Source organism: Wolbachia endosymbiont (group A) of Hylaeus communis (assembly GCF_947251915.1).
Taxonomy (GTDB): domain Bacteria; phylum Pseudomonadota; class Alphaproteobacteria; order Rickettsiales; family Anaplasmataceae; genus Wolbachia; species Wolbachia pipientis.
Map to the genome: position 1 here is coordinate 1,151,558 of NZ_OX366396.1, position 21,528 is coordinate 1,173,085.

The 21,528-nt window shown below is 34.8% G+C and carries 14 protein-coding genes and 4 pseudogenes; 13 read left to right on the plus strand and 5 right to left on the minus strand.

Annotation, left to right across the window (positions count from 1 at the left end; genetic code table 11):
• Window positions 1-275: 275 nt before the first annotated feature.
• Window positions 276-1,135, plus strand: a protein-coding gene (locus tag OPR52_RS05690; RefSeq protein WP_265037751.1) for an IS630 family transposase whose coding sequence is annotated in 2 segments (ribosomal slippage) — window positions 276-600 and window positions 600-1,135 — 861 coding nt in all. Because the reading frame shifts where the segments join, the coding sequence is not laid out codon by codon here.
• Window positions 1,136-1,289: 154 nt separating this feature from the next.
• On the opposite strand, the gene OPR52_RS05695 is transcribed toward OPR52_RS05690, so the two are convergent.
• Window positions 1,290-2,122 (minus strand): IS5-like element ISWpi1 family transposase gene (locus tag OPR52_RS05695; protein WP_094189578.1). Its coding sequence is split into 2 segments (ribosomal slippage): window positions 1,290-1,753 and window positions 1,753-2,122, totalling 834 coding nucleotides; the frame shifts between segments, so codons are not numbered across the junction.
• Window positions 2,123-2,435: 313 nt separating this feature from the next.
• Between OPR52_RS05695 and clpB the strand changes: the two genes are divergently transcribed.
• From clpB to OPR52_RS05715, 4 genes are read left to right on the plus strand one after another with little or no spacing between them, the layout of a single operon-like run.
• A complete protein-coding gene (gene clpB, locus OPR52_RS05700; protein ID WP_265037984.1) occupies window positions 2,436-4,997 on the plus strand; it encodes an ATP-dependent chaperone ClpB in 2,562 nt (853 codons plus the stop codon).
• Between the two features lie 27 nt (window positions 4,998-5,024).
• Entirely contained in the window at window positions 5,025-9,776 is a 4,752-nt protein-coding gene (locus OPR52_RS05705; protein ID WP_265038481.1) for an NAD-glutamate dehydrogenase, read from the plus strand.
• A gap of 4 nt (window positions 9,777-9,780) precedes the next feature.
• On the plus strand, window positions 9,781-10,077 hold the full coding sequence (gene tatB, locus OPR52_RS05710; RefSeq protein ID WP_038250226.1) for a Sec-independent protein translocase subunit TatB: 297 nt from the start codon (window positions 9,781-9,783) through the stop codon (window positions 10,075-10,077).
• Window positions 10,049-11,431, plus strand: a complete 1,383-nt coding sequence (locus OPR52_RS05715) for a PleD family two-component system response regulator (RefSeq protein WP_077188565.1) — start codon at window positions 10,049-10,051, stop codon at window positions 11,429-11,431. Before tatB ends, OPR52_RS05715 begins: the two co-directional genes overlap by 29 nt.
• A gap of 144 nt (window positions 11,432-11,575) precedes the next feature.
• Here the strand turns inward: OPR52_RS05715 and recO are convergent, their stop codons facing one another.
• Window positions 11,576-12,298, minus strand: a complete 723-nt coding sequence (gene recO / locus OPR52_RS05720) for a DNA repair protein RecO (RefSeq protein WP_265037987.1) — start codon at window positions 12,296-12,298, stop codon at window positions 11,576-11,578.
• Between the two features lie 199 nt (window positions 12,299-12,497).
• Window positions 12,498-13,513: pseudogene (locus OPR52_RS07725) on the minus strand (PDDEXK nuclease domain-containing protein).
• A gap of 172 nt (window positions 13,514-13,685) precedes the next feature.
• On the opposite strand from OPR52_RS07725, the gene OPR52_RS05735 reads away from it, so the two are divergent.
• Entirely contained in the window at window positions 13,686-14,306 is a 621-nt protein-coding gene (locus OPR52_RS05735; RefSeq protein WP_006280120.1) for a hypothetical protein, read from the plus strand.
• A 697-nt stretch (window positions 14,307-15,003) separates the two neighbouring features.
• Here the strand turns inward: OPR52_RS05735 and OPR52_RS05740 are convergent.
• Complete coding sequence (locus OPR52_RS05740; protein ID WP_006279908.1) at window positions 15,004-15,342, minus strand: outer membrane protein assembly factor BamE; 339 nt, start codon at window positions 15,340-15,342, stop codon at window positions 15,004-15,006.
• Window positions 15,343-15,473: 131 nt separating this feature from the next.
• Here OPR52_RS05740 and OPR52_RS05745 point away from each other — a divergent pair, with 131 nt between their 5' ends.
• From OPR52_RS05745 to tsaB, 3 genes are all read left to right on the plus strand, one after another.
• Window positions 15,474-16,463, plus strand: coding sequence for a ribonucleotide-diphosphate reductase subunit beta (locus OPR52_RS05745; protein ID WP_265037990.1), 990 nt, complete (start codon window positions 15,474-15,476; stop codon window positions 16,461-16,463).
• A 128-nt stretch (window positions 16,464-16,591) separates the two neighbouring features.
• Complete coding sequence (locus OPR52_RS05750) at window positions 16,592-17,722, plus strand: dicarboxylate/amino acid:cation symporter (RefSeq protein WP_265038482.1); 1,131 nt, start codon at window positions 16,592-16,594, stop codon at window positions 17,720-17,722.
• Window positions 17,722-18,306 (plus strand): tRNA (adenosine(37)-N6)-threonylcarbamoyltransferase complex dimerization subunit type 1 TsaB, encoded by a 585-nt coding sequence (gene tsaB / locus OPR52_RS05755; protein WP_264723341.1) that lies wholly within the window; start codon window positions 17,722-17,724, stop codon window positions 18,304-18,306. Before OPR52_RS05750 ends, tsaB begins: the two co-directional genes overlap by 1 nt.
• Here tsaB and OPR52_RS05760 read toward each other — a convergent pair.
• A complete protein-coding gene (locus OPR52_RS05760; protein ID WP_015588891.1) occupies window positions 18,301-18,924 on the minus strand; it encodes an ATP-binding protein in 624 nt (207 codons plus the stop codon). The two genes, tsaB and OPR52_RS05760, sit on opposite strands and share 6 nt — an antisense overlap.
• A 280-nt stretch (window positions 18,925-19,204) precedes the next feature.
• On the opposite strand from OPR52_RS05760, the gene OPR52_RS05765 reads away from it, so the two are divergent.
• The 4 genes and pseudogenes from OPR52_RS05765 to OPR52_RS05785 all read left to right on the plus strand — a co-directional run.
• Entirely contained in the window at window positions 19,205-19,915 is a 711-nt protein-coding gene (locus OPR52_RS05765; RefSeq protein WP_065094941.1) for a class II aldolase/adducin family protein, read from the plus strand.
• A 72-nt stretch (window positions 19,916-19,987) separates the two neighbouring features.
• Window positions 19,988-20,457 (plus strand): annotated as a pseudogene (locus tag OPR52_RS07910) (IS3 family transposase); the annotation flags it as partial.
• A 22-nt stretch (window positions 20,458-20,479) separates the two neighbouring features.
• Window positions 20,480-20,785: pseudogene (locus OPR52_RS05780) on the plus strand (IS110 family transposase); the annotation flags it as partial.
• 10 nt (window positions 20,786-20,795) lie between these two features.
• A pseudogene (locus OPR52_RS05785) lies at window positions 20,796-21,518 on the plus strand (DHHA1 domain-containing protein); the annotation flags it as partial.
• Window positions 21,519-21,528: the final 10 nt, after the last annotated feature.

Consider the following 21,528-nt stretch of genomic DNA (forward strand, 5'->3'; position numbering starts at 1 on the left):
TTTTGGCTGGCAAACTGCAATAAAAGTTGAATCTATTGCATTTTTAGTATTCGAATAAACAGCATTAATTTTGATGAAGTAGATCTAATTTTAAAAATAAACGTTTTCGACCGGTAATTGCGTTTCTAAGACTATTCTGTGATTTTATGTACTCCCTTATTTAATGAACGGATGTGGCATACCTTAAACCCTAGCAAAAGGCGCTTCCAATTATAGCTCTTTCCATAAAAGTCCGGATGTGATAGGATAAGGGTAGATGATGATAAGGAGGTTGAATGCCAGCAGCATATAGTTATGATTTAAGAAAAAAAGCAATGGAAGCGCTAGACGAAGGAGAAAGCAGAGAAACAGTGGCAGCAAGATTTAAGATTGGACGAACTACTTTATGGGAGTGGCAGCAAAGAAGAAAAGAAACAGGAGACTTTCAATCAAAAAAACTTGGAAATGGGGGTTACAATCACAAAATTACCGACTGGGATACCTTTGCCAAATTTGCCAGAGAACACGGAGGAAAGACTCTATCGGAAATGGCTAAACTTTGGAACAACGTTAGTATCCAAACGATCTATCGAGCCCTTAAAAAAATTGAATTTACGCGCAAAAAAAGACATATGGATACAAGGAAAGAAACGAAGAAAAACGTGCTGAATTTTTGAAAATTATAGCGACAAAAGAACCTAAAAACTTAGTGTATATAGATGAGTCTGGCATTGATAACACCGAAGACTACCCCTACGGATATTGCCAGAAAGGACAGCGGTTTTATGCCTTAAAATCTGGAAAGAAAACTCAACGAATCAGTATGGTTGCAGCCTTAAGTGGAAGAAAGATAGTTGTTCCGTTAACCTTTGAAGGCCACTGTAATATGGATGTTTTTAATGGATGGTTTGAGCAATTTTTGACACCGATCTTGGAACCTGGACAGACTGTCATTCTTGACAATGCTACTTTTCATAAGTCTGATAAGATTATCGAGCTTGCTAAAGGGGTTGGTGCAGAAATTTTGTATCTGCCGCCTTATTCTCCAGATTTCAACAAAATTGAGCATCATTGGTTTGCTATAAAAAACAGAGCCAGGAAAAACATTCCTCTATTCGAATCCTTTCGTCGTGCTGTTGATTCTGCCTTCCTATGACCTGTTCGGACTATTATGAGAAATGCTATAACTCTTATTACAACAAACCTCTATGGTCTCTTGTGAACCCAAAAATAATCGCTGTTTTGTAGAGTGCAAATTTATATAGAAGTTAGATTTATGTAAGTTAGAGGTTGTCCGGAAACAAGTAAATTCAAGCATATTCCCTCTTTAACATAACCCTACTCATAGCTAGGTATATGAAATTCTCAGTGGATGTTGTGAGTAAATCATACTCCTTCGATAGCCTTCTATTCCTATTAACCCAAGCAAAAGTCCTTTCTACAACCCATCTTCTTGGCTGTACTTTAAACCCTTGTTCTCTTGTTGGTAGTAGCTCAGGTGGCGTATCTTTGTGCACCCAAAATCTACATGGAGGCCTTTTAACAATTTCAATATCTATGTCATATTCTTCCTTTATGTGATTCTTTAAATTTCTTCCTTGGTATCCCATGTCAGCCCACATTTTTTTAACTTTAGTATATTTTGTTCTCATATTGTTTAATGCTATTTTAATACCATCTCTATCATTTTCGTTAGCAGCGCCTACGTAACAACCTAGTATAAAACCCTGAGTGTCTGTAATTATATGCCTTTTTCTACCCTTTACTTTTTTACTTCCATCATAGCCTTTGATCCCCCCTTTTCTGTAGTCTTTACAGATTGACTATCTACTATACAGGCACTCGGCTGCTCATTCCTTCCTATTTTTCTTCTACTATATTTTGTAATTTCATAATTCATTTTCTCAAAAATTCCCTGCTTCTTCCATTGCCTGAACTGCTCATACACAGTCTTCCATAGCGGAAAATCATTTGGTAAATACCGCCATTGACACCCTGTACGCAATACATAGAAAATTGCTTCTAATATTTCTCTTTTGCTATACTTTGGCGGCCTTCCTCCTTTCTTGTATGATACTCTGAAGTGTTTTTCTATTCTTGCCCATTCCCTTTCGCTTAGATCTGTTGGATACTTTTTTCTCATCTTTACCCCGTACTAAAATTTCAGATATTATAGCCTTTTACTTGTTTCCGGACAACCTCTAAAATAAATTTTCCTGTCATCTCCAAATAAATTACATTAACTTAGTATTGTATATTGTTAATAACTTAAATAATACAACCATTTTCAGCAACAAAAACCAAAGGTCTTGAGATACAAGATATTTGTATGGTTACTATGATAGTTCCTTTTTTAAGAAAGTTTTAAATTTCATACCTAACAATAAACAACTTTAGGTTTAAATTTATGAAATCAGTTGTTATATACATCAGCAAATACGAATTTAACTGGTGTTATGGACTTAAATAAATTTACCGAAAAAGCAAAAAGTCTAATTCAAAGTGCTCAAATGAAAGCGTTGGGAGCTGGGCATCAGATTTTTATGCCTGAGCATTTACTAAAAGTGATGCTTGAAGATGAATCAGGTTTAGTTCAGGATTTGATAAACGCTTGTGGTGGAAATGTGCAGAGTATTTCCGATGCTGTGGATAGTGCAATAAAAAAGTTGCCAGTAATTGAAGGTCCAGGAAGTGGTGGCCTTCAACTTTCAAGAGAAATAGCAAAAGTTTTTGAAGATTCAATTGGTATTGCAAAGAGAAATAAAGATTCATTTGTTGCTGTCGAGCGTTTACTGCAGGGCCTCACTGCACAAAAAGATGATACTGTAGGCAAAATTCTGGCAGAGAATGGTGTGACTCCACAAAAACTGAACTCAGTTGTTGCAGAAATGAGAAAGGGCAGCAGTGCGGACTCGCCAGACAGTGAGGAAAAATTAAACGCGGCAAAGAAATATACAAAAGATGTTACAGAGCTTGCTATGCAAGGAAAGCTTGATCCTGTAATTGGTCGTGATGAAGAGATCAGAAGAACTATGCAGGTATCACTGAGGCGGACAAAAAATAATCCAGTGCTGATCGGTGAACCTGGTGTTGGAAAAACTGCAATAGTTGAGGGGCTTGCAAATAGAATTGTTGCAAACGATGTACCACTTGGTTTGCATGATGCAAAGGTCTTAGCTTTGGATCTTGGTGCATTAATCGCTGGAACAAAGTTTAGAGGAGAATTTGAAGAAAGGTTAAAAGCAGTTATTAATGAGCTTTCGAAAGCGGAGGGAAAAGTTATCTTGTTTATAGATGAGCTTCATACTTTAGTTGGAGCAGGAGCAACAAGTGGTGCAATGGATGCCTCGAATCTGCTGAAGCCTGCTCTTGCGCGTGGAGAAATTCGCTGTATAGGAGCCACAACTTTAGATGAATATCGTCAGCATATAGAAAAAGATCCTGCGCTTGCAAGGCGTTTCCAGCCTGTGTTTATTTCTCAACCAACTGAAACTGATACCATTTCAATACTCAGGGGTTTGAAGGAAAGATATGAGGTGCATCATGGTATAAGAATTACAGACGGTGCAATAATTGCTGCTGCAACGTTGTCCAATAGATATATAACAGATAGGTTTTTACCTGATAAAGCAATTGATTTGATTGATGAAGCAGCAAGTAGGGTGAGAATTGAAATGGATAGCAAGCCTGAAGTTATTGATGAACTTGAGAGAAAGGTTATACAGCTAAAGATTGAAGCAGAGGCTTTAAAAAAAGAAAGTGATGAAAATTCTAAACAGCGTTTAAAAAAGATAAATGAAGAGATCGAAAATCTAAACAGTAAATTTGCTGACTTGAACAGCAAATGGCAGATGGAAAAGAATAAAATAGCTAGAATACAAGAAACAGCCGAAAAATTAGATAACGCTAGAAAAGAGTTGGAATTAGTTCAGCGTAGTGGGAATTTGGGAAGAGCAGGAGAGCTGATGTATGGTGTGATTCCTCAGCTTGAGAATGAATTAAAAAATCAGGAAAAGGTTACTGATAGTTTCTTAAAGAAAGAAGTGACTGGAGATGATATTGCAAACATTGTTTCAAAGTGGACAGGAATTCCAGTTGATAACATGATGCACAGCGAAAAGGAAAAACTTCTCAACATGGAGAATGAAATAGGAAGAAGAGTAATAGGGCAGAAAGATGCAATAGAAGCGATAAGTAATGCAGTTAGGCGCTCTCGCTCTGGTGTGCAAGATACTAATCGACCTTTTGGTTCATTCTTATTCTTGGGTCCAACCGGAGTTGGAAAAACAGAATTGGCAAAAGCCCTTGCTGAATTTCTGTTTGACGATCAATCAGCGCTTTTGCGTTTTGATATGTCAGAATATATGGAAAAACATTCTGTTTCAAAGTTAATTGGCGCGCCTCCAGGGTATGTTGGCTATGAACAAGGTGGCAGATTAACTGAAGCAGTGAGGAGAAGACCATATCAGGTAATCTTATTTGATGAGATAGAAAAGGCAAATCCAGATATATTTAATCTATTGCTGCAAATCTTGGATGAGGGGAGACTCACTGATAGTCATGGCAAATTGATTGATTTTCGCAATACCATACTGATTTTAACTTCTAATCTTGGTGCTGAGATAATGCTAAAGGGGATTGCTGAGTCTGTAAAAGATGAGGTAATGCAGATAATTAAATCAACATTTCGTCCAGAATTTTTAAACAGACTGGATGAAATTATTATATTTCACAGTTTAACCAGAAATGACATCTATAAAATTATAGATGTTCAATTTTCTTATTTACAAAAAACACTTGCTAAGCGTAAACTGAGTATAAGTTTGTCGCAGGAAGCTAAAGAACTAATAGCACAAACTGGCTATGACCCTGAATATGGAGCAAGGCCCTTAAAAAGGGTTATACAAGAGTGTATTCAAAATAATTTAGCTAAATTAGTTTTATCAGGGGAAGTAGTAGAAAATGATGAGCTAATAGTGTACGCTCTTGATAATGAAATCTTAGTTAAAAAGGTTTAAGTTCACTGTGTATTTTTGTTAAAAAAAATGTGTATAGATCATAATGTTGACACTGAGTCTTTATTTAAGTTAGCTGATCAAGAAAATCAGCAAGATAAAGAAAAAATTAAAAAATTTATTAAGTATTTTTATAGTTTTGTTTATAAAAGCAACCTAAAAGCAAATGATAAGTTTTTGCTATATATTGTAAACGATGCTTACAATTTTGTTTCTCAAAAAGAGAAAGATGAAAGTAAGTTAGTAGTAAGCAATATAGATGATATACCAGGAATAGAAGGCGATTTTACCACGATTAAGATAACAAACGATGATATGCCATTTTTGGTTGACTCCGTTATTACAACTATTAAGTCGCACGATTTAACCATATGCTATTACAGCAACAGCATAATTAACATTAAAAGAAAAGATGGCCTAATAGATGAGATTTACCCTTTGGAAGAAAGTAATGGAATAAAAGAGTCAGTTATATATGTAATTATCAAAGGTATAAGTGACAGTTTTGTTGATACATTAAAAGAATCTCTACAAAAAACGCTGAAAGCAGTTAATTGTGTTGTGAAAGATTGGCACTTAATGCTTAAGAAACTTGATGAGGCAAGTCTTTCTGTCATCCCAGTACTTGATACTGGGATCCAGGAAAAGGACACGTGGATTCCAGTGTCACGCACTGGAATGACACCAGACCGAAATCAAGAGCAAAAAGATTTTCTAGTTTGGTTAAAGAATAATAATTTTGTATTTCTAGGTTATCAAGAATATATTGCTGGTAAAGATGAAAAACTCGTCTGTGATGGCAAAAAGGACCTTGGCCTGATGAGAGTAGGTCAAAGTACGTTGATTCCTTCTGCAAACCTTGATTCCCTATACATATTGAGATCAGATCTAATCTCAATAGTCCATCGGCGTACATACATGAATTGTATAGGAGTAAAAGAATTTGATGACCAGGGTAATGTAGTAAAGGAACGGCGTTTTTTCGGGCTATTTACTTCTGTAGCGGAGGTCCAAGATATTCGAACTATTCCAATAATAAAAGATAAAGTTAAAGTTATAGAAAAAAATGCAGGATTTGTAACCGGGGGCCACAACAATAAAGCTTTGATTTCTATTTTGCAAGTGTTCTCTTGTGATGAATTATTCCAATCAAATGAAGACGAATTATTTAAAATTTGCATTTCGATCATGTCTCTTGCGATTAGGCCAAGGGTCAGATTATTTTTAAGAAGAGTCGGGGATTTTATTAGTTGCATAGTGCTGATACCGATGCGTTATGCTAGCGCTAGGCTAATGTTCAAGATACGTGACATATTGAAGGATGAGACAAGTGCAGGAAGTTCAGATATTTATAACAATCACATTATCAATGAATATGATTTGATGAAATTGCATGTAGTGCTAAAGACCAAAAATGCTAGCGTTCTTGATGATGAAGTTTTGCGTATCGAAAACAAATTAAGAAACATTACAGAAAAGTGGGAAGATCGTTTTATAGACAATTTATACAATACTTTTAGCACTGTTGAGGATATATTCATCCGTTATTGCAAGGCATTTCCAATAAGCTATCAAGAGAGTTTCGAACCTCATGACGCATATTACGATATGAAAAAATTGGAGATAGTGAGGAAGAAAGGAGTTAGCGAGGTCGATTTAAGACTTACTCGTGATAATCTTAATTATCAATTAAAGGTTTATACTCCAAACAATGGAGGCCTTGAATTATCGAAGATATTAAGGATCACTAAGAATTTGGGAGCTAAAATTCTATCTCATAATGGCTATTACATAGAAATTAACGGTGGAATATGGATACACCATTTTGTGTTGTCAAGAGTCGATGAATTAATAGACAACATTACTCTAAAAGAGCAATTTGAAATAACACTTGCGAAAGTGTTTAGCAAGGAAATTAAAAATGACTATTTCAATAGTTTGATCATTATTGCTGGGCTCAAGTGGAAAGAAGTGCTTCTGGTTAGAGCGTTAAGTGCTTACCTAAAGCAGACGTCATTTAACTACAACCCAGAATATATCCAAAAGGTAGTCTCAGAGTATCCAAAAGTAGTAAAGTATTTGATACAACTATTTCATGCAAGATTTGATCCTAACATAGACATTGATAGAGCAGAAACTACGGACATTGTCAGAGAAAAAATTGAGGAACTTCTAAAAGAGATCAGCAATGTTTCACATGATTACGTTTTGCGCTCGATATTTAACTTGATAATGGCTATTTTAAGGACCAGTTATTATCAAGACGATAAACCATATTTATCTACAAAATTTGACTCAAGTAAAATAAATGGTTTGCCTGATCCTCGTCCGTATCGCGAATTGTATATTTATTCAAACCTTTTTGAGGGAATACATCTAAGAGGAGGGAAATTAGCCCGTGGTGGCTTAAGGTGGTCGGATAGGACTGAAGATTTTCGCACTGAAGTTTTGGGGCTCATGAAAGCTCAGATGACAAAAAATGCGGTTATTGTCCCTGTTGGTGCAAAGGGTGGATTTGTAATAAAGCAAGCTTATAAAGATAAGAATATTTTAAGAGAGAAAAGTGTTGAGTGCTATAAGAGTTTTATTAGAGGAATGCTTGATATTACTGATAACGTGGTTGATGGTGAAATAATTCCACCAGAGAATGTGATTAGGTATGATGAAGACGATCCATACTTGGTAGTTGCAGCAGATAAAGGCACTGCTTCATTTTCTGATTATGCCAACCAGATAGCCTCTGAATACAATTTTTGGCTTGGCGATGCATTTGCATCTGGTGGATCAGCAGGTTATGATCACAAAAAAATGGGTATTACAGCCAGAGGTGCATGGATTGCAGCACAGAGGCATTTTTGGAAAATGAATAAGGATATTTACCAGGATGCAACTGTTATTGGAATTGGGGATATGGCTGGCGACTTATTTGGAAATGGTATGCTGCTTTCAAAAAATATACATTTAATCGGCGCATTTAACCATATGCATATTTTTGTTGACCCAAACCCTGATGCAAAAAAGAGTTTCACAGAGCGTAAACGTCTCTTTGAGTTACCATTTTCAACTTGGATGGATTATAATAAAGATTTGATTTCTAAGGGTGGAGGAGTATTTGAGCGTAGCAGTAAGCAAGTAAACATTTCTCAAGAAATAAAAAAGTGCTTTGATATAACAGAAGATATGCTACCTCCAAGTGATTTGATTAGATATCTATTGAAAGCAAAAGTGGACTTCATATGGAATGGAGGAATCGGCACGTTTGTTAAGGCAAAGAGTGAAAATCATAGCATGGTCGGTGACAAAGCAAACGATGAGTTAAGAGTGAATGGTAAAGATATTAGAGCTTCTATGTTTATAGAGGGTGGAAATCTTGGTTGTACACAGTTTGGAAGAATAGAATATGCTGAAAAAGGTGGATATATCAATGCAGACTTTGTTGATAATTCAGCCGGAGTGATATGTTCGGACCTTGAAGTTAACATTAAGATTGCATTTGTTTCAGCTATGAAAGCAGGGGGTATTTCTTTAGAAAAAAGGAATGAAATACTGGCAAGTATGGTGGATGAAGTTGCATCCAAAGTGCTTGAGAACCACAACAAAATTGAAACAAAAGCATTACTTCTTGAGTGTTTGCAAGCTAAAGAGAGATTGGAGCAGCACCACAGGTTACTGCTCAGTTTAGAAAAATCTGGGCTGTTAAACCGAAGCGTAGAATTTCTTCCAACTGAAGAAGAGATAGCAAGGATGTTAACTGGTGCAGAAGGTTTCAGTTCTCCTCAGCTCTCTGTTCTAATGTCTTATGCTAGAACAGCAATAAAAAATGAAATTATACATTCCGATCTGTCTGAAAAAGATCTTATATCTCATGACTACTTGCTAGGTTATTTTCCTAAAAAGATGGTAACAAAGTTTAAGGATTTCATATTAAAACACCAACTTCGTAGAGAAATTATCTCTACTTGCATTGCAAATGATGTAGTGAATAGAATGGGCTGTATATTTATTAATAATTTAGTTGAGAATACTGGAATTAAGGTACACGAAGCAGTTAACATATATATTGTTGTTAACCACCTGTATGATTTAAACAGCCTGTGGCAGAAAATTGATGAATTGGATGGAAAAATTGATGTTAACTCATACTTACAAATAGTGAGGAACGTGCAGAAATTTATTGGCAGAGTATCATTTTGGCTAGTGAAAAATCTTGGCAAGCTTAGCTTTGTAGAATTGGATGATGTTACAAAATTTAAAGATGCAATTGAAACTTTAGGCCAGAACTTAACTGATGTTTTAGATGAACACCTATTAAAGATCTATAGCCATGGATCAACTTCTTTAGTAGAACTTAATATAAATAAAGATCTAGCAAAAAAAGTTGCTGATCTATGCGTTCTTGCTTATGCACTGGACATTATATCTGTTGCTGAACAGACATCTTTGTCCATTCTTGATGCTGGTAAAATATACTTTGAGTTAAAGTCGCTGTTAAGATTCGATCTGATTAGAACAATTGCCATCAAGATGAAAAGCCGCTCTTCTTATTGGGATCGCAGCTTAGTTAATGATTTATTGGACGATTTAAGCAATTACCATCACAAGCTAGCTGTTAAAGTCATAAAAGCTACTGATAACCCTGAAGATAAGGTTCAAACCTGGGCTTGTAATGATAAGGACTACATAGAACGTTATAATAGTTTTTTAGATGAGATGGTTGCTTCTAAACTTGATTTAAGCAAATTAATATTTATAATCAGAAGGATTAAAGTACTTGCTTCATAGGAAAATGTTCAATATAGGTCTTTCAGAAATTTTAGTTGTAGCTTTAGTGAGCATAATTGTTCTTGATAAAAATAAGGTGCCTGTATTTATTGATCTTATTAGGAATGTGTATAAGTATCTTATGATTATAAAATCAAAAGCTAGGAGGTTATTGAAAGACGCAGGAGTTGAAGACTTATATAAAGAATGTAATGCTGAGAAAGTAAATTACATAATTGGTAAAAATGGTAAGCTTTATCCTACTTATGATATAGATAATACATCTAAAGATAATGACAGCAAAGATTCTGGTAGTAGATGATGTACTATCTAATGTCAAGCTTTTAGAAGCTCGACTAAAAGCAGAGTACTATACGGTTATCGTAGCTCATGATGGTGAAGAAGCTATAGATTTAGTAGCAAAGCAGCAGCCCGATATTATATTACTTGATATCATGATGCCAAAGATGAATGGCTTTCAAGTTTGTAAGGAGCTAAAGAGTGATCCCTTGACAACCCATATTCCAATAATTATGGTAACTGCGCTGCATGATACTCATGATAGAGTGCAAGGTATTAATGCTGGCGCGGATGATTTTCTGACTAAACCAATAAACGAAACTGCTTTATCTGCACGAATTAAGTCTCTCACACGCTTAAAGATGATTATTGATGAATTGCGTTTGAGAGGAGAAACTAACGCTGAGATTGGTGGAGTCGCAGGAAACAGTATTATGGATTATTCCAATCAGATTTTTGATGCTAACATACTTGTTATAGATGAGGATGTTCATCAAGCAGAGCAGATATATAATATATTAAAGCAACGCTTTAGGTCAATTAAAATACTGAGTGATCCAATGGAAGCATTGAAGGTTGGTATTGAGAATGGTTACGACCTGATCATTTCTGATATGCAATTTTCAAAAACTGACGGCTTGCGTTTGTGTTCTGAGTTTCGTAGTAAGGTGGAAACACGTTATACACCAATTCTGATTCTTTCTGAGGATTATGATAAAAACAATTTAGTAAAAGCACTTGATGTAGGTGCTAATGATTATTTAACAGTACCTTTGGATGAGGGTGAGCTAATAGCAAGGGTTAATTCGCAAGTAAAACGCAAAAGATATCAAGATGCCTTGAGAATGAATTTATTTAATAATGCGGAAATGTCTATAAAGGACCCATTAACTAACTGTTATAATAGAAGATATTTTGATGCACACTTAAGAAACATTGTTAAGGACTCTGTGGAAAAGGATAGAAGGTTGTCTCTTATGATACTTGATATAGACTATTTTAAGATAGTGAATGACAGTTTTGGGCATAGTGCTGGAGATGAACTTTTAAAGCAAATACAGAAAAGAATTTCTGAAAATATCAGAGTGACAGATTTACTAGCTAGGTTTGGTGGTGAGGAGTTTGTTGTTGTAATGCCAGATACCAATGTATCAGATGCGTATACTATTGCGGAGAGAATACGAAAAATTATTGCTAAAGAACCTTTTGTACTTGCGGATAAAAATACAACCCATAATGTAACTGTGAGCATTGGAATTGCAGAAATGCAAGGATCTGACTTTGATGATATTAAAAAATTTATAGTACGTGCTGACAGATATTTATATAAAGCAAAAAACAGTGGTAGAAATAGAGTGGTTACTGGCTATAGCTAAAGTGGCTTAAGTTTACCGACAACCGTCATTCCACTACTCGTTAGCGGAATCTATGCTGAGATACCGCGAATGAATCGCGGTATGACGTGTTGCTTGGGTTAGCTATAGATTTCTGAAATGATTTCAAAAAAATGATAACTAAGATTAAAGCGACAACATGAGGTTTCTCAGCTCTGGAAATTTCACGTTTAACTGCAAAAATAGATACTTATTTAAAAAATATCCTGTGACTTTCAGTCCTAAATGAAATTCTTGGAATGAGTAGCTGTTTTGTAGGGTATTATTGTATACATCATGCAACATTTGTGGAAAAGGTAGGAGTTTATCTGCATAATAATCTCCTACTTTTTTTGACACTGCTCTACCAGTTTTTGGAGAAATAAATTGCAGATTTTCCTTAACACCTGTTACAGCGCATTTGGATAAGTCTAACTTGAATCCCAATTGCGTAAGAAGCAGAAGCTCTAAGTTAAGATAATGGCTTTGCCAAGACTGATTGTTGTGTTTAATTACATCGATGAAATATCGAAAATTGTCATACATCATGGCACAGGGTTCACTTTCTGGAAGCACTTTTTCTAAAATAGAGGAGAAAGAAACAATAGTAATGCTTTTTAACCTATCTTGAAAGAAATGATGGAATGGAGATTCGATTAATTCGTACTTAAAAAAACCTAGATTTTCAGGTAACTTAGCACTCCATTCTGCATGTAATAGATTACTTATCTGAAACTTATAATTGCTATTGTTTGTTAGCTTAGTTAATCCCCTGCGCTTTCCATGACTTTTTGTAAACAGAGAAAGAATTAAGTTTTTATCGCCGTATTTTTTAGCAGCTATAATGATGCCTTCATCTTTCCATCTCATTTAGAGTGTATTGACCGTATGATATTATAGGATAGTACACCTAGAGCTTGTAATCCATAAAAATCACTTACTCCGTCACTGTCTGCTTCCAAAGTTTCAAGGCTATGAGAGAGTAAGTTATTGGCTGCCACTCTTCTTCCTGAGCCTCCATGCTGAGCTTTTGGTTTGCTAAATAATTGTTTGAATGATTTTAGTAGCATTACTTTTCCTTATCTGAAACTTTCGATAATTCAGCTTCTAATTCTTCTATTGTTGGCAGAGCTGTTTTTATGTTTTCTGGTAGATTCTCAGTGATTTGATATTCTGCAAGACCTATTGGTTTGGTCATGTCTCGGAGTGTATATTTAGCAAGTACATCGTCTTTAGATTTACATAAGATTAACCCTATAGAAGGTTGATCTGTCGAGTGCTTCAGTAAATCATCAACTGCAGAAAGATAAAAATTCATTTTACCAGCATATTCCTGCTTAAAATCCTTATCTTTTAGTTCAATCACTACGAAGCAACGTAACTTTAAATGATAGAATAATAAATCAATATAAAAGTCTTTATTACCAACATCTAAATGAAATTGTCTACCAACAAATGCAAATCCTTCACCGAGTTCTAACAGAAATTTTTCCATATGCCCTACGAGTCCTTTTTCTACTTCTCTTTCATGAGCATCCTTACCTATACTTAAAAAATCAAAAATATACGGATCTTTTAATGTGTAATGTGCTAGATCGGATTGTGGAGATGGTAATTTTTCTTTAAAGTTATTTCCCTTGACGTTTATGTAGTCCAAGCTCTATCTGCATAACCATAATGTTACGTATGTTCAATAGCTTTTTTTACATAAAATAATCTTATTTCATGACTTTCTATTTTTTCCAAAAGAGTGATATTGTGATACCAAGTTAATTGTGCAAGAGGCTCCTGCACAAATTCAACATCAGGATATTCTTCGGCAAACTTACGCATATACTTCAGATTTCTCATGCTAAAGCCTTTCATTTCTGGAAATGTACTTCTCAAATCCTTACTTAATTGATCAATTACCTTAGCTCCCCAGGTATGTTCTTTTTGGCGTTTTAGGATCTCTGTACCAATATGGTGGTAAAGCAAAATAAGCTTACTATTTACTGCAAGTGCTGCTTTATAACGGTTTGTTGCAATATGATCCTTCAATTGCTCTAAAAATTCTGTATATTCTTTTGCTATAATTTTTGTCATACGGTTCCTTTTAATCCATTATACAATTCCTTTGTCTGTCGAGAAGACAATCTTTCGCTTGCCTTCAGCTTTGAAGGGATTCCTTATTGACTTCAAACTCGTCCATCAACTAAAATATATTGACTTTACGTGCAATATTAGCTTTAAACCAGTAAAACAAGCTGCTTAACATATGCGTTTTTTCTATTCGAATTATATTCTTTTTTTGTCTTTATGTTGTTTTTTGCTTTTTTCGTTATCTTCAACAAAAGCCCAAACGAATGATACGTTAGCTGTTCCTATACCACAAAGGAAAAAAGAAATAGTTGAGCACACTGTTGTAGCACAACCGAGGCAAATTATCGAAATGCAAGAAGAAGTCATTATTAACGAGGGTAAAGAATTCATTCCAATTCCAAAAAGAAAAAAAAGTGTAGAGAAAAAACTAAGAAGGGATGTTAGAGGGGCAAAAAATGAAATAGGAAACGAAAAAAGCGTTGAGAGTAAAAAGGATGAATTAGTTGTAACAGAAATTATTAACTCTATAAGAGAAAAGCTCACAAAATGCTGGAGCATTCCTGAAAGCATAGCTTACAAAGAAAATTTTAATATAAAAATTAACTTATTGTTATCCAGTCAAGGCGAGATAATTATGGCGGATGTAGCAGACAGTGATTCCTATCGAAATAATCCACTTTTCAGGTCGATAGCAGATAATGCAATGCGTGCAGTATATAAATGTAGCCCATTGACCGGCTTGCCTACTCAGCACCACCACATTTGGCGTGAAGTAACACTAGATTTTATTCTATAGCTAAAGTAATTCTATAATTTAATAAGCCCACTGTATCCGTTCAGGATAGCAGCAAGGTAGTATAACCATAGAGTAAAAGTGAGTTTACAACAAATGGTGTCATCCCAGTGCTTGACACTGGGATGGCTTTGTTGCATCGCTACTTATGAAAGGCTAACTATAGTTAGGATTATAAGCAACCTATTGAAAATCTTGTTTTTTTGCAATCAATCTGATCAAATTTAAGAATAGTAATTTGTTATTTATATTAATAAATTTAATTCTATTGAAAATAGCTAAAGCATTGAAATTCTTGAATTTTAGCCGGATTGGTAAATGGTAGTGAAATTTCTTTTACTCAAATTTAGGTATTCATTGACCGTTCTTGTTATAAATACCAGAATAATAAGCTACTGATATTCCCTATCTTTTTTATCTTTAATCCATCATAGCTAGCGATGCAACAAAGCCCACTGGGATCCAGTTTTCTTTACAAATTCACCAAAAGTGCTTCATTCTATAACGCAAAACCCATACTTACCAAACCCAATGCATTACTTGCAATTAAGTTTCCTGGATCCAAGTAGTCTGGGCACTGCCGTCATAAAGGAACTAGTGTCAGCTACTTTCATGACACCCTTCTGGTAGGTCCAAATCGCAATTTTCGTACAGTTATGGAATGAACCGCGGTATGACGTAGGAAGATCTGAGCAAACTTTCAATCAGAAACAGCCAAAGATCTCTCTAAGATGTCAGTTTCTTTTGTATCTTCAACTTTACCGTCCTGGTCGAATGAAATTTGCAGAGACTTACTACTATACTTCCTTTTTCCTAAAAAATTGGCTTGTTTAATTTTATATGAGACATAGTACCAAACATTGTCATCGAACTTTGATACTAATGTTGGTGATCCTAAAGTGTGAACCACTTTTTCTTTATCGTCACCTACTTTTATCTTGCTCCACAATTCAACACTAATGCCAGGAGCTCCGTGATTGTGAATAGTGTGAGTGCAGCTCACTGTAAATAATAAAATAAAAGATATTAATACTCGCATTTCTGTTGATAAATTACTTGAAGCTATAATACACTAATAAATTATCTGCCGTCAAATTTCAAAAAAGTTAAATTGACTGATTCTCAATATCACTTAATATAATATTTACTTTAGAAAATAATAGGTGTCTTATGTCATTGTTAGAAGCAGATCCAATATACAAACCTTTTAATTACCCTTGGGCGTATGATGCGTGGCTGCAGCAACAAAGAATCCATTGGATACCTGAGGAAGTTCCGCTTGCTGATGACGTAAAGGATTGGAAAACTAAACTTTCAAGTGTAGAAAAAAATCTACTAACCCAGATCTTTAGATTTTTTACTCAGGCAGACATTGAAGTAAATAACTGCTACATGAGGCATTATTCAAATATATTTAAGCCAACGGAAATATGCATGATGCTTGCAAGCTTTTCCAATATGGAAACTATACACATTGCAGCTTATTCTTATCTTTTAGACACAATTGGCATGCCAGAAAGCGAGTATCAAGCATTCTTAAAGTATGATGCTATGAGAAAGAAGTATGAATACATGTTAGAATTCGAGGAAAGCAAAAAACACGATAAAAAACATGTAGCTAAAACTCTAGCGGTGTTTGGTGCATTTACCGAGGGGTTGCAGTTATTCGCATCATTTGCAATTTTGCTCAATTTTCAACGCTTTGGAAAAATGAAAGGCATGGGACAAATAATTGCCTGGTCAGCCCGTGATGAAACTTTGCACACCAATTCAATTATCATGTTGTTTAATACATTTATTAAAGAGAATAATGAAATTTGGGACGACGAGTTTAAAGAGGAATTATATTCTGCATGTCGCACCATCGTTGAACTTGAGGATGAATTCATAAAGCTTGCTTTTGATTTCGGAGACGTTGAAGAACTATCCGTAGAAGAAGTGCGCAATTACATACGCTACGTAGCAAACAGACGGTTAATGCAATTAGGTCTTGAGTCCATATATGATGTCAATGATAATCCTATTCCGTGGCTTGATGAAATACTAAATGGCGTTGAACATACGAATTTCTTTGAAAATAGAGTAACAGAGTATAGCCGCGCAGCAACTCAAGGCACGTGGGAAGAAGCTTTTACTGAAAATGACACGAATAATAAGTGAATGCTAATTTCACTCTTTTTTGTCATTCCACTTTCATTACACCATTTGCTGTGCAGTTTAGACAGTTTTGCTTTACTTAACAACTAACTTACCATATATATGTCCATAGGACATTGGTATATAAGAACGTGCTACAACTATTAATCTTACTCACGGTCATCACTTCAGCTGCATTCTTTGGTCATTTAGTTCCAATGGAAGTAAAAACCTTCTTGTACTCAACGAGCCTTAGTATAAAAGAGGTTTTGCTATTTATAATGCCTTTTATTATTTTTGCGTTAATCTTTAGCAGTGTTAACAATCTTAAGCAGTCAGCTATAAAGTTCATATTGTTACTTATTATAATGACCTTCTTATCGAATCTGGCTTCAAGTTTAATAGCTTATTCTGTTGGGCATTTTATCATACAAAACACTTATTCAATACAAGATATAACGTATGAAGAAACAATTGTTCCCTTATGGTCGTTTAGACTGCCTGCATTGCTTTCTAATTTTTATGCCCTTGCTTGTGGATTTGTGTCCAGCATAGTAGTGTCCACACTGCTACCCAAAAAAAGCAGAGAGCTTTCGAACAAAATGTTAGATTTAACTCTCTTTATTTTGAAGACGTTTTTGACGCCGATTATTCCAATATTTGTACTTGGGCTTGCTTTAAAAATGCAGCATGATCAAGTTTTATCTATAATATTTAAGGATTACTCAATAATTTTCATTATTATAGCATCTGCAACCTACCTTTATGTTTTCCTCTTATATGGAGCAGCAAATTCATTCAAGATCACAAGCTGGATAGCTAGTATAGGCAATATGATACCGGCATTTATTACTGCAATGAGCACAATGTCTAGTAATGCAACTATGCCGCTTACTCTTGAAGGAAGCAAAAAAAATGTAAAGCAACCTGACATAGCATCGTCTGTTGTGCCAATAACTGCTAGCTTTCATTTAGTAGGTGATTGCTTTTTTATTATAATATTATCAATGATAATTGCCTCCGGTTATTCATTGTGCACAACAGACTATGTAACTTTCCTTCTCTATTTTTTGTTATTTAAGTTTGCTATCGTGGCAGTTCCGGCAGGAGGAATTATGGTAATGCTACCTATTCTTGAGAAATACCTCAAATTTTCTCCAGAAATGCTTTCGTTAATCACAGCACTGTATATAGTGTTTGATCCAATAATCACTTCAGCAAACGTTATGGGTAATGGTGCCTTTGCTATAATGTTTACAAAACTCTATGATAAGCTTAAGTAATGTCTATTTTAGCGATTGATACTGTAGGTATTGGTAGTTCAATAGCAATAGTTGATTATGATGGTAACTGTTTTGTAGAGCACAATTCCGCCAGCAACAATCATGCAGAATCATTTTTTCAAATTCTGAATACTTTGTTTGATAAGCACAACTATAATTATGATAAAATAGATCATTTAGCGGTAGTAGTTGGACCAGGAAGTTTCACTGGAATTAGAGTTGGTATATCAGCAGCACAAGGTATAAATCTTGCTACAAATAAGCCGTTATATGGAGTTAGTGCGCTGGAAGTTCAAGCCTATGCAATATCTTTGCTTTGTAAAAATAGCAAAAAAAATATCAGAGCTATAATCAAAAATGCTCAAGGGTTTTATACGCAGTTATTTGATTTCAATTTATTGCCGCTGTCTGGTCCAACTGCAGCATGTGACCCTGGTCACGCTACAAGCAGTACACATATGGATTGTAATTTAAATGCTAGCCATGCAGGACTATTAGTTCATTATAGACTGAAGAACAAGCAAAAATTAAACGAAGTTGAAGCTCTATATTTAAATGAGCCTCAGTATATGAAATTGCTATAGATTATTCTTTTGCATACACGCAATTTGGCTAAGCTTGTGCATCTGGTTTACTATCTCTTGAGCTACTTCTTTTATACTCATATTTGAATTTTCTATCTCTATGGCACTCGGTGGTATAAATGAATCGTTAGTCCTCAATTTCTCTATAACGTTATTTACATTAATCACCCTCCTATTTTTTCTTTGCCTTTTTAATGCAATACGCTTTTGTAATGTCAGTAGATCGCACCTGAGTACTACAGGAAGGATTTCTGTGCCCATTTTTTTACTAAGCCTTACTATTGAATCATACATCCTCATGTTCTGGTCATTATTTTCCATCAACTCATCAATAAATATGTAATTTTTTGAGTGAATCGGATAATTTTCTATTACCTGAAGCATAATTTGCATAATGCCATATATTCTATCTTGAACTTCTTTAGGTATTGGATCACGTTCAAAGACACCATCGTATATAGAGCAAGCTTGAACATTGTTATAGAACTTGCTATTTACAATTAATGCGTCTATCATATTAGATAATTCTATTGCTGTGGAAAGTTTACCACTTCCCGAAAGACCAGAGAGATATATGAAAAATCCTGCTGGCTGTTTTTTTGTGTTAATATTTACCATATTATTTTCAATCTTGAAACTTACATTTATAATAACATAAAAATGAAGCTTTAAAACATATGAAATATTATATAGAAAATTATTTTTGTAGTTAAGATATTATGTAATTTAAAAACATAAATTCTGTATATAAACTCTATAATAACGATAACTATTTTTAAGCAAGCTACAACACAAAAGTGTTTGGTATTCAGAAAGCAAGACAGAGTGGCATAGACTTATTAGTTTACTACAAGTCTCTTTTCGCGTATAAACCTTCAGAAGATTCTAACAGAGGATTGTGTTGTTAACAAAGAGCAGAGTAAAAAGGGATCTAGTCTATGCCTATCAGATTTTGTCCTACCTTAAGTTCGATGATCATACATATACTCACCTTTCAGTGCGTTCTGAAGATCAAAAGTCGTTTTATATTTATCCGTTTGGTATGCGTTTTGATGAAGTAGATGAACGTTCGTTAATGAAAGTATCATTTGATGGAGATGTAGTTGAAGGCAAAGAATATCAATATAATAGAACTGGCTATATAATTCATGGTTTTGTTTATCAAGCAAGGAAAGATATTCAAGCAATTTTTCACTTGCATACACCTTCTATTGTAGCGGTTTCTTCTCTCAAAGATGGGCTGCTTCCTATAAGTCAATGGGCACTGCACTTTTACAATAAAATCTCTTACCATAATTATAATTCCCTAGCACTTAGCGATACAGAAGGAAAGAGGTTAATAGCTGATCTGAAAGAAAATTTTGTCATGTTAATGCGTAATCATGGATCTATAACGTGTGGTCGGACTATACAAGAAGCAATGTTTTACACGTATCATTTAGAACAAGCGTGCAAAACTCAATGTTTAACGTTAGCAATGAATAAGGAGTTATCAATTCCAAGTGAAGAAATTTGCTCAAAAGCTGTAAAGGATCTCCTATCTTTTGAAAGCAATCTTGGTGAGAGGGATTGGCACGCATGGGTTAGACTAATTAAAAGTAAGTTGTAAGTGACCTTACCCAGAAAAAGTAGAGAGAAAGTTAAAACGTTTTTGGAGTAAAATAAAACGTTTTTTCAAAATATGACAAATAGAAGAGAATATACAGCAGAATTCAAATTAGAAGCTGTTAAGCTGGTTAAAGAAACAGGTCAAGCAAGTACAAAAATAGCAAAAGATCTAGGTATAGATGGCAGTATGTTAAGTAAGAAAATATGATGGAAAAATGTCTGGAGCATACGCATTTCCAGGCAAAGGCTCCTTATGACAAAGAAAGATTTGATCTAAAAAAAGAGCTAATAAGAGAAAGAGACATCTTAAAAAAAGCCCTGGGCAAAGAAAAAGAGTAAAGTATTCTTTTATATAGAAATTGCTATAAAACACAGGAACTATGTAGGGTTTTGTACTGGTGGTATGGGTTGCTAAGGAAAAAAGCAGTAAAGAATTAGCAAAAGAAGGGCTTCTAGCAGATATTCAAAAAATACATCAAGCATTCTAAATGCAGATATGGAGCCCCTAAAATTCACGCTGAATTAAAAGCTTTAGGCAAAAATTAAAACAGTACAAAGTGATATGCAAGTCATTAACCGTGCTGCAAATGCTTTGCGAATAGCTGCTCATTCTGTAGGAAATAGTAAAAGTGCGTTGGGTGCATACTACAGAAGATTGAAAAAACGACTAGGAGCACCAAGAGCAATAACAGCTACTGCAAGAAAAATGGCATGCATATTTTATAGTATGCTCAAATACGGACAGGAATATGTAGAAAAAGGAATGGAATACTATGAAACACGCTATAAAGATAGAACTGTAAAAAATTTGATCAAAAAAGCGAGCGAATTTGGCTACATATTAGTTCAACAAGAAGAGTTAGTTGAGTGAGTTTCTTAGGAGAAAAGTGTTAGAAAATGAGGCTCTCTTGGAAGCTACAGCACAAGCGGAAGAGTCTAACCAATCAGGTGCGAATTTTATAATGATAAGCGGCAACTGGCACCAGGGAATAATTGGTATAATTGCATCAAGGCTAAAGGAGCAGTTTCACTTGCCAACAGTAGTGATATCTTTGAATAATGGAATAGGAAAAGCAAGCTGTAGATCAATTTTGGGAGTTGATATCGGTGCTGCAGTCCTTTCCGCAAAGTTTATAAATTTGATTATTGAAGGTGGTGGCCATAGTATGGCGGCAGGATTTTCAATTAAAGAAGACAAAATAAATGATTTGCATGATTTTTTTACTGAAAGATTTTCAAATTCTATAAATGAGAAAACTTTAAAAGCTGATAGTATAGTAACTGCTAAAGCAATAAATTTGTCTTTATGGAATCAATTGCAACGCTTGGGACCATTTGGAGTTGGGAATCCTGAACCAAGGTTTATTATCCAAGGAGCAAAGATAAGAAAGCCTGAAGTTATAGGAGTTGACCATATAAAATGTTTCATCGCTGATGATAATGTTATGGTGAGAGCTATTGCATTTCGCTCTGCAAATACTCACCTTGGCTCTGCTATCATGCAGGGTAATGTTAAAGCCGTTTTGGGTAAAATCTCTGTGAATTACTGGAATGGCAATGAATTTGTACAATTTTTGATAGAAGATGTATTAACCATCAGTTGAGTGTATCTGT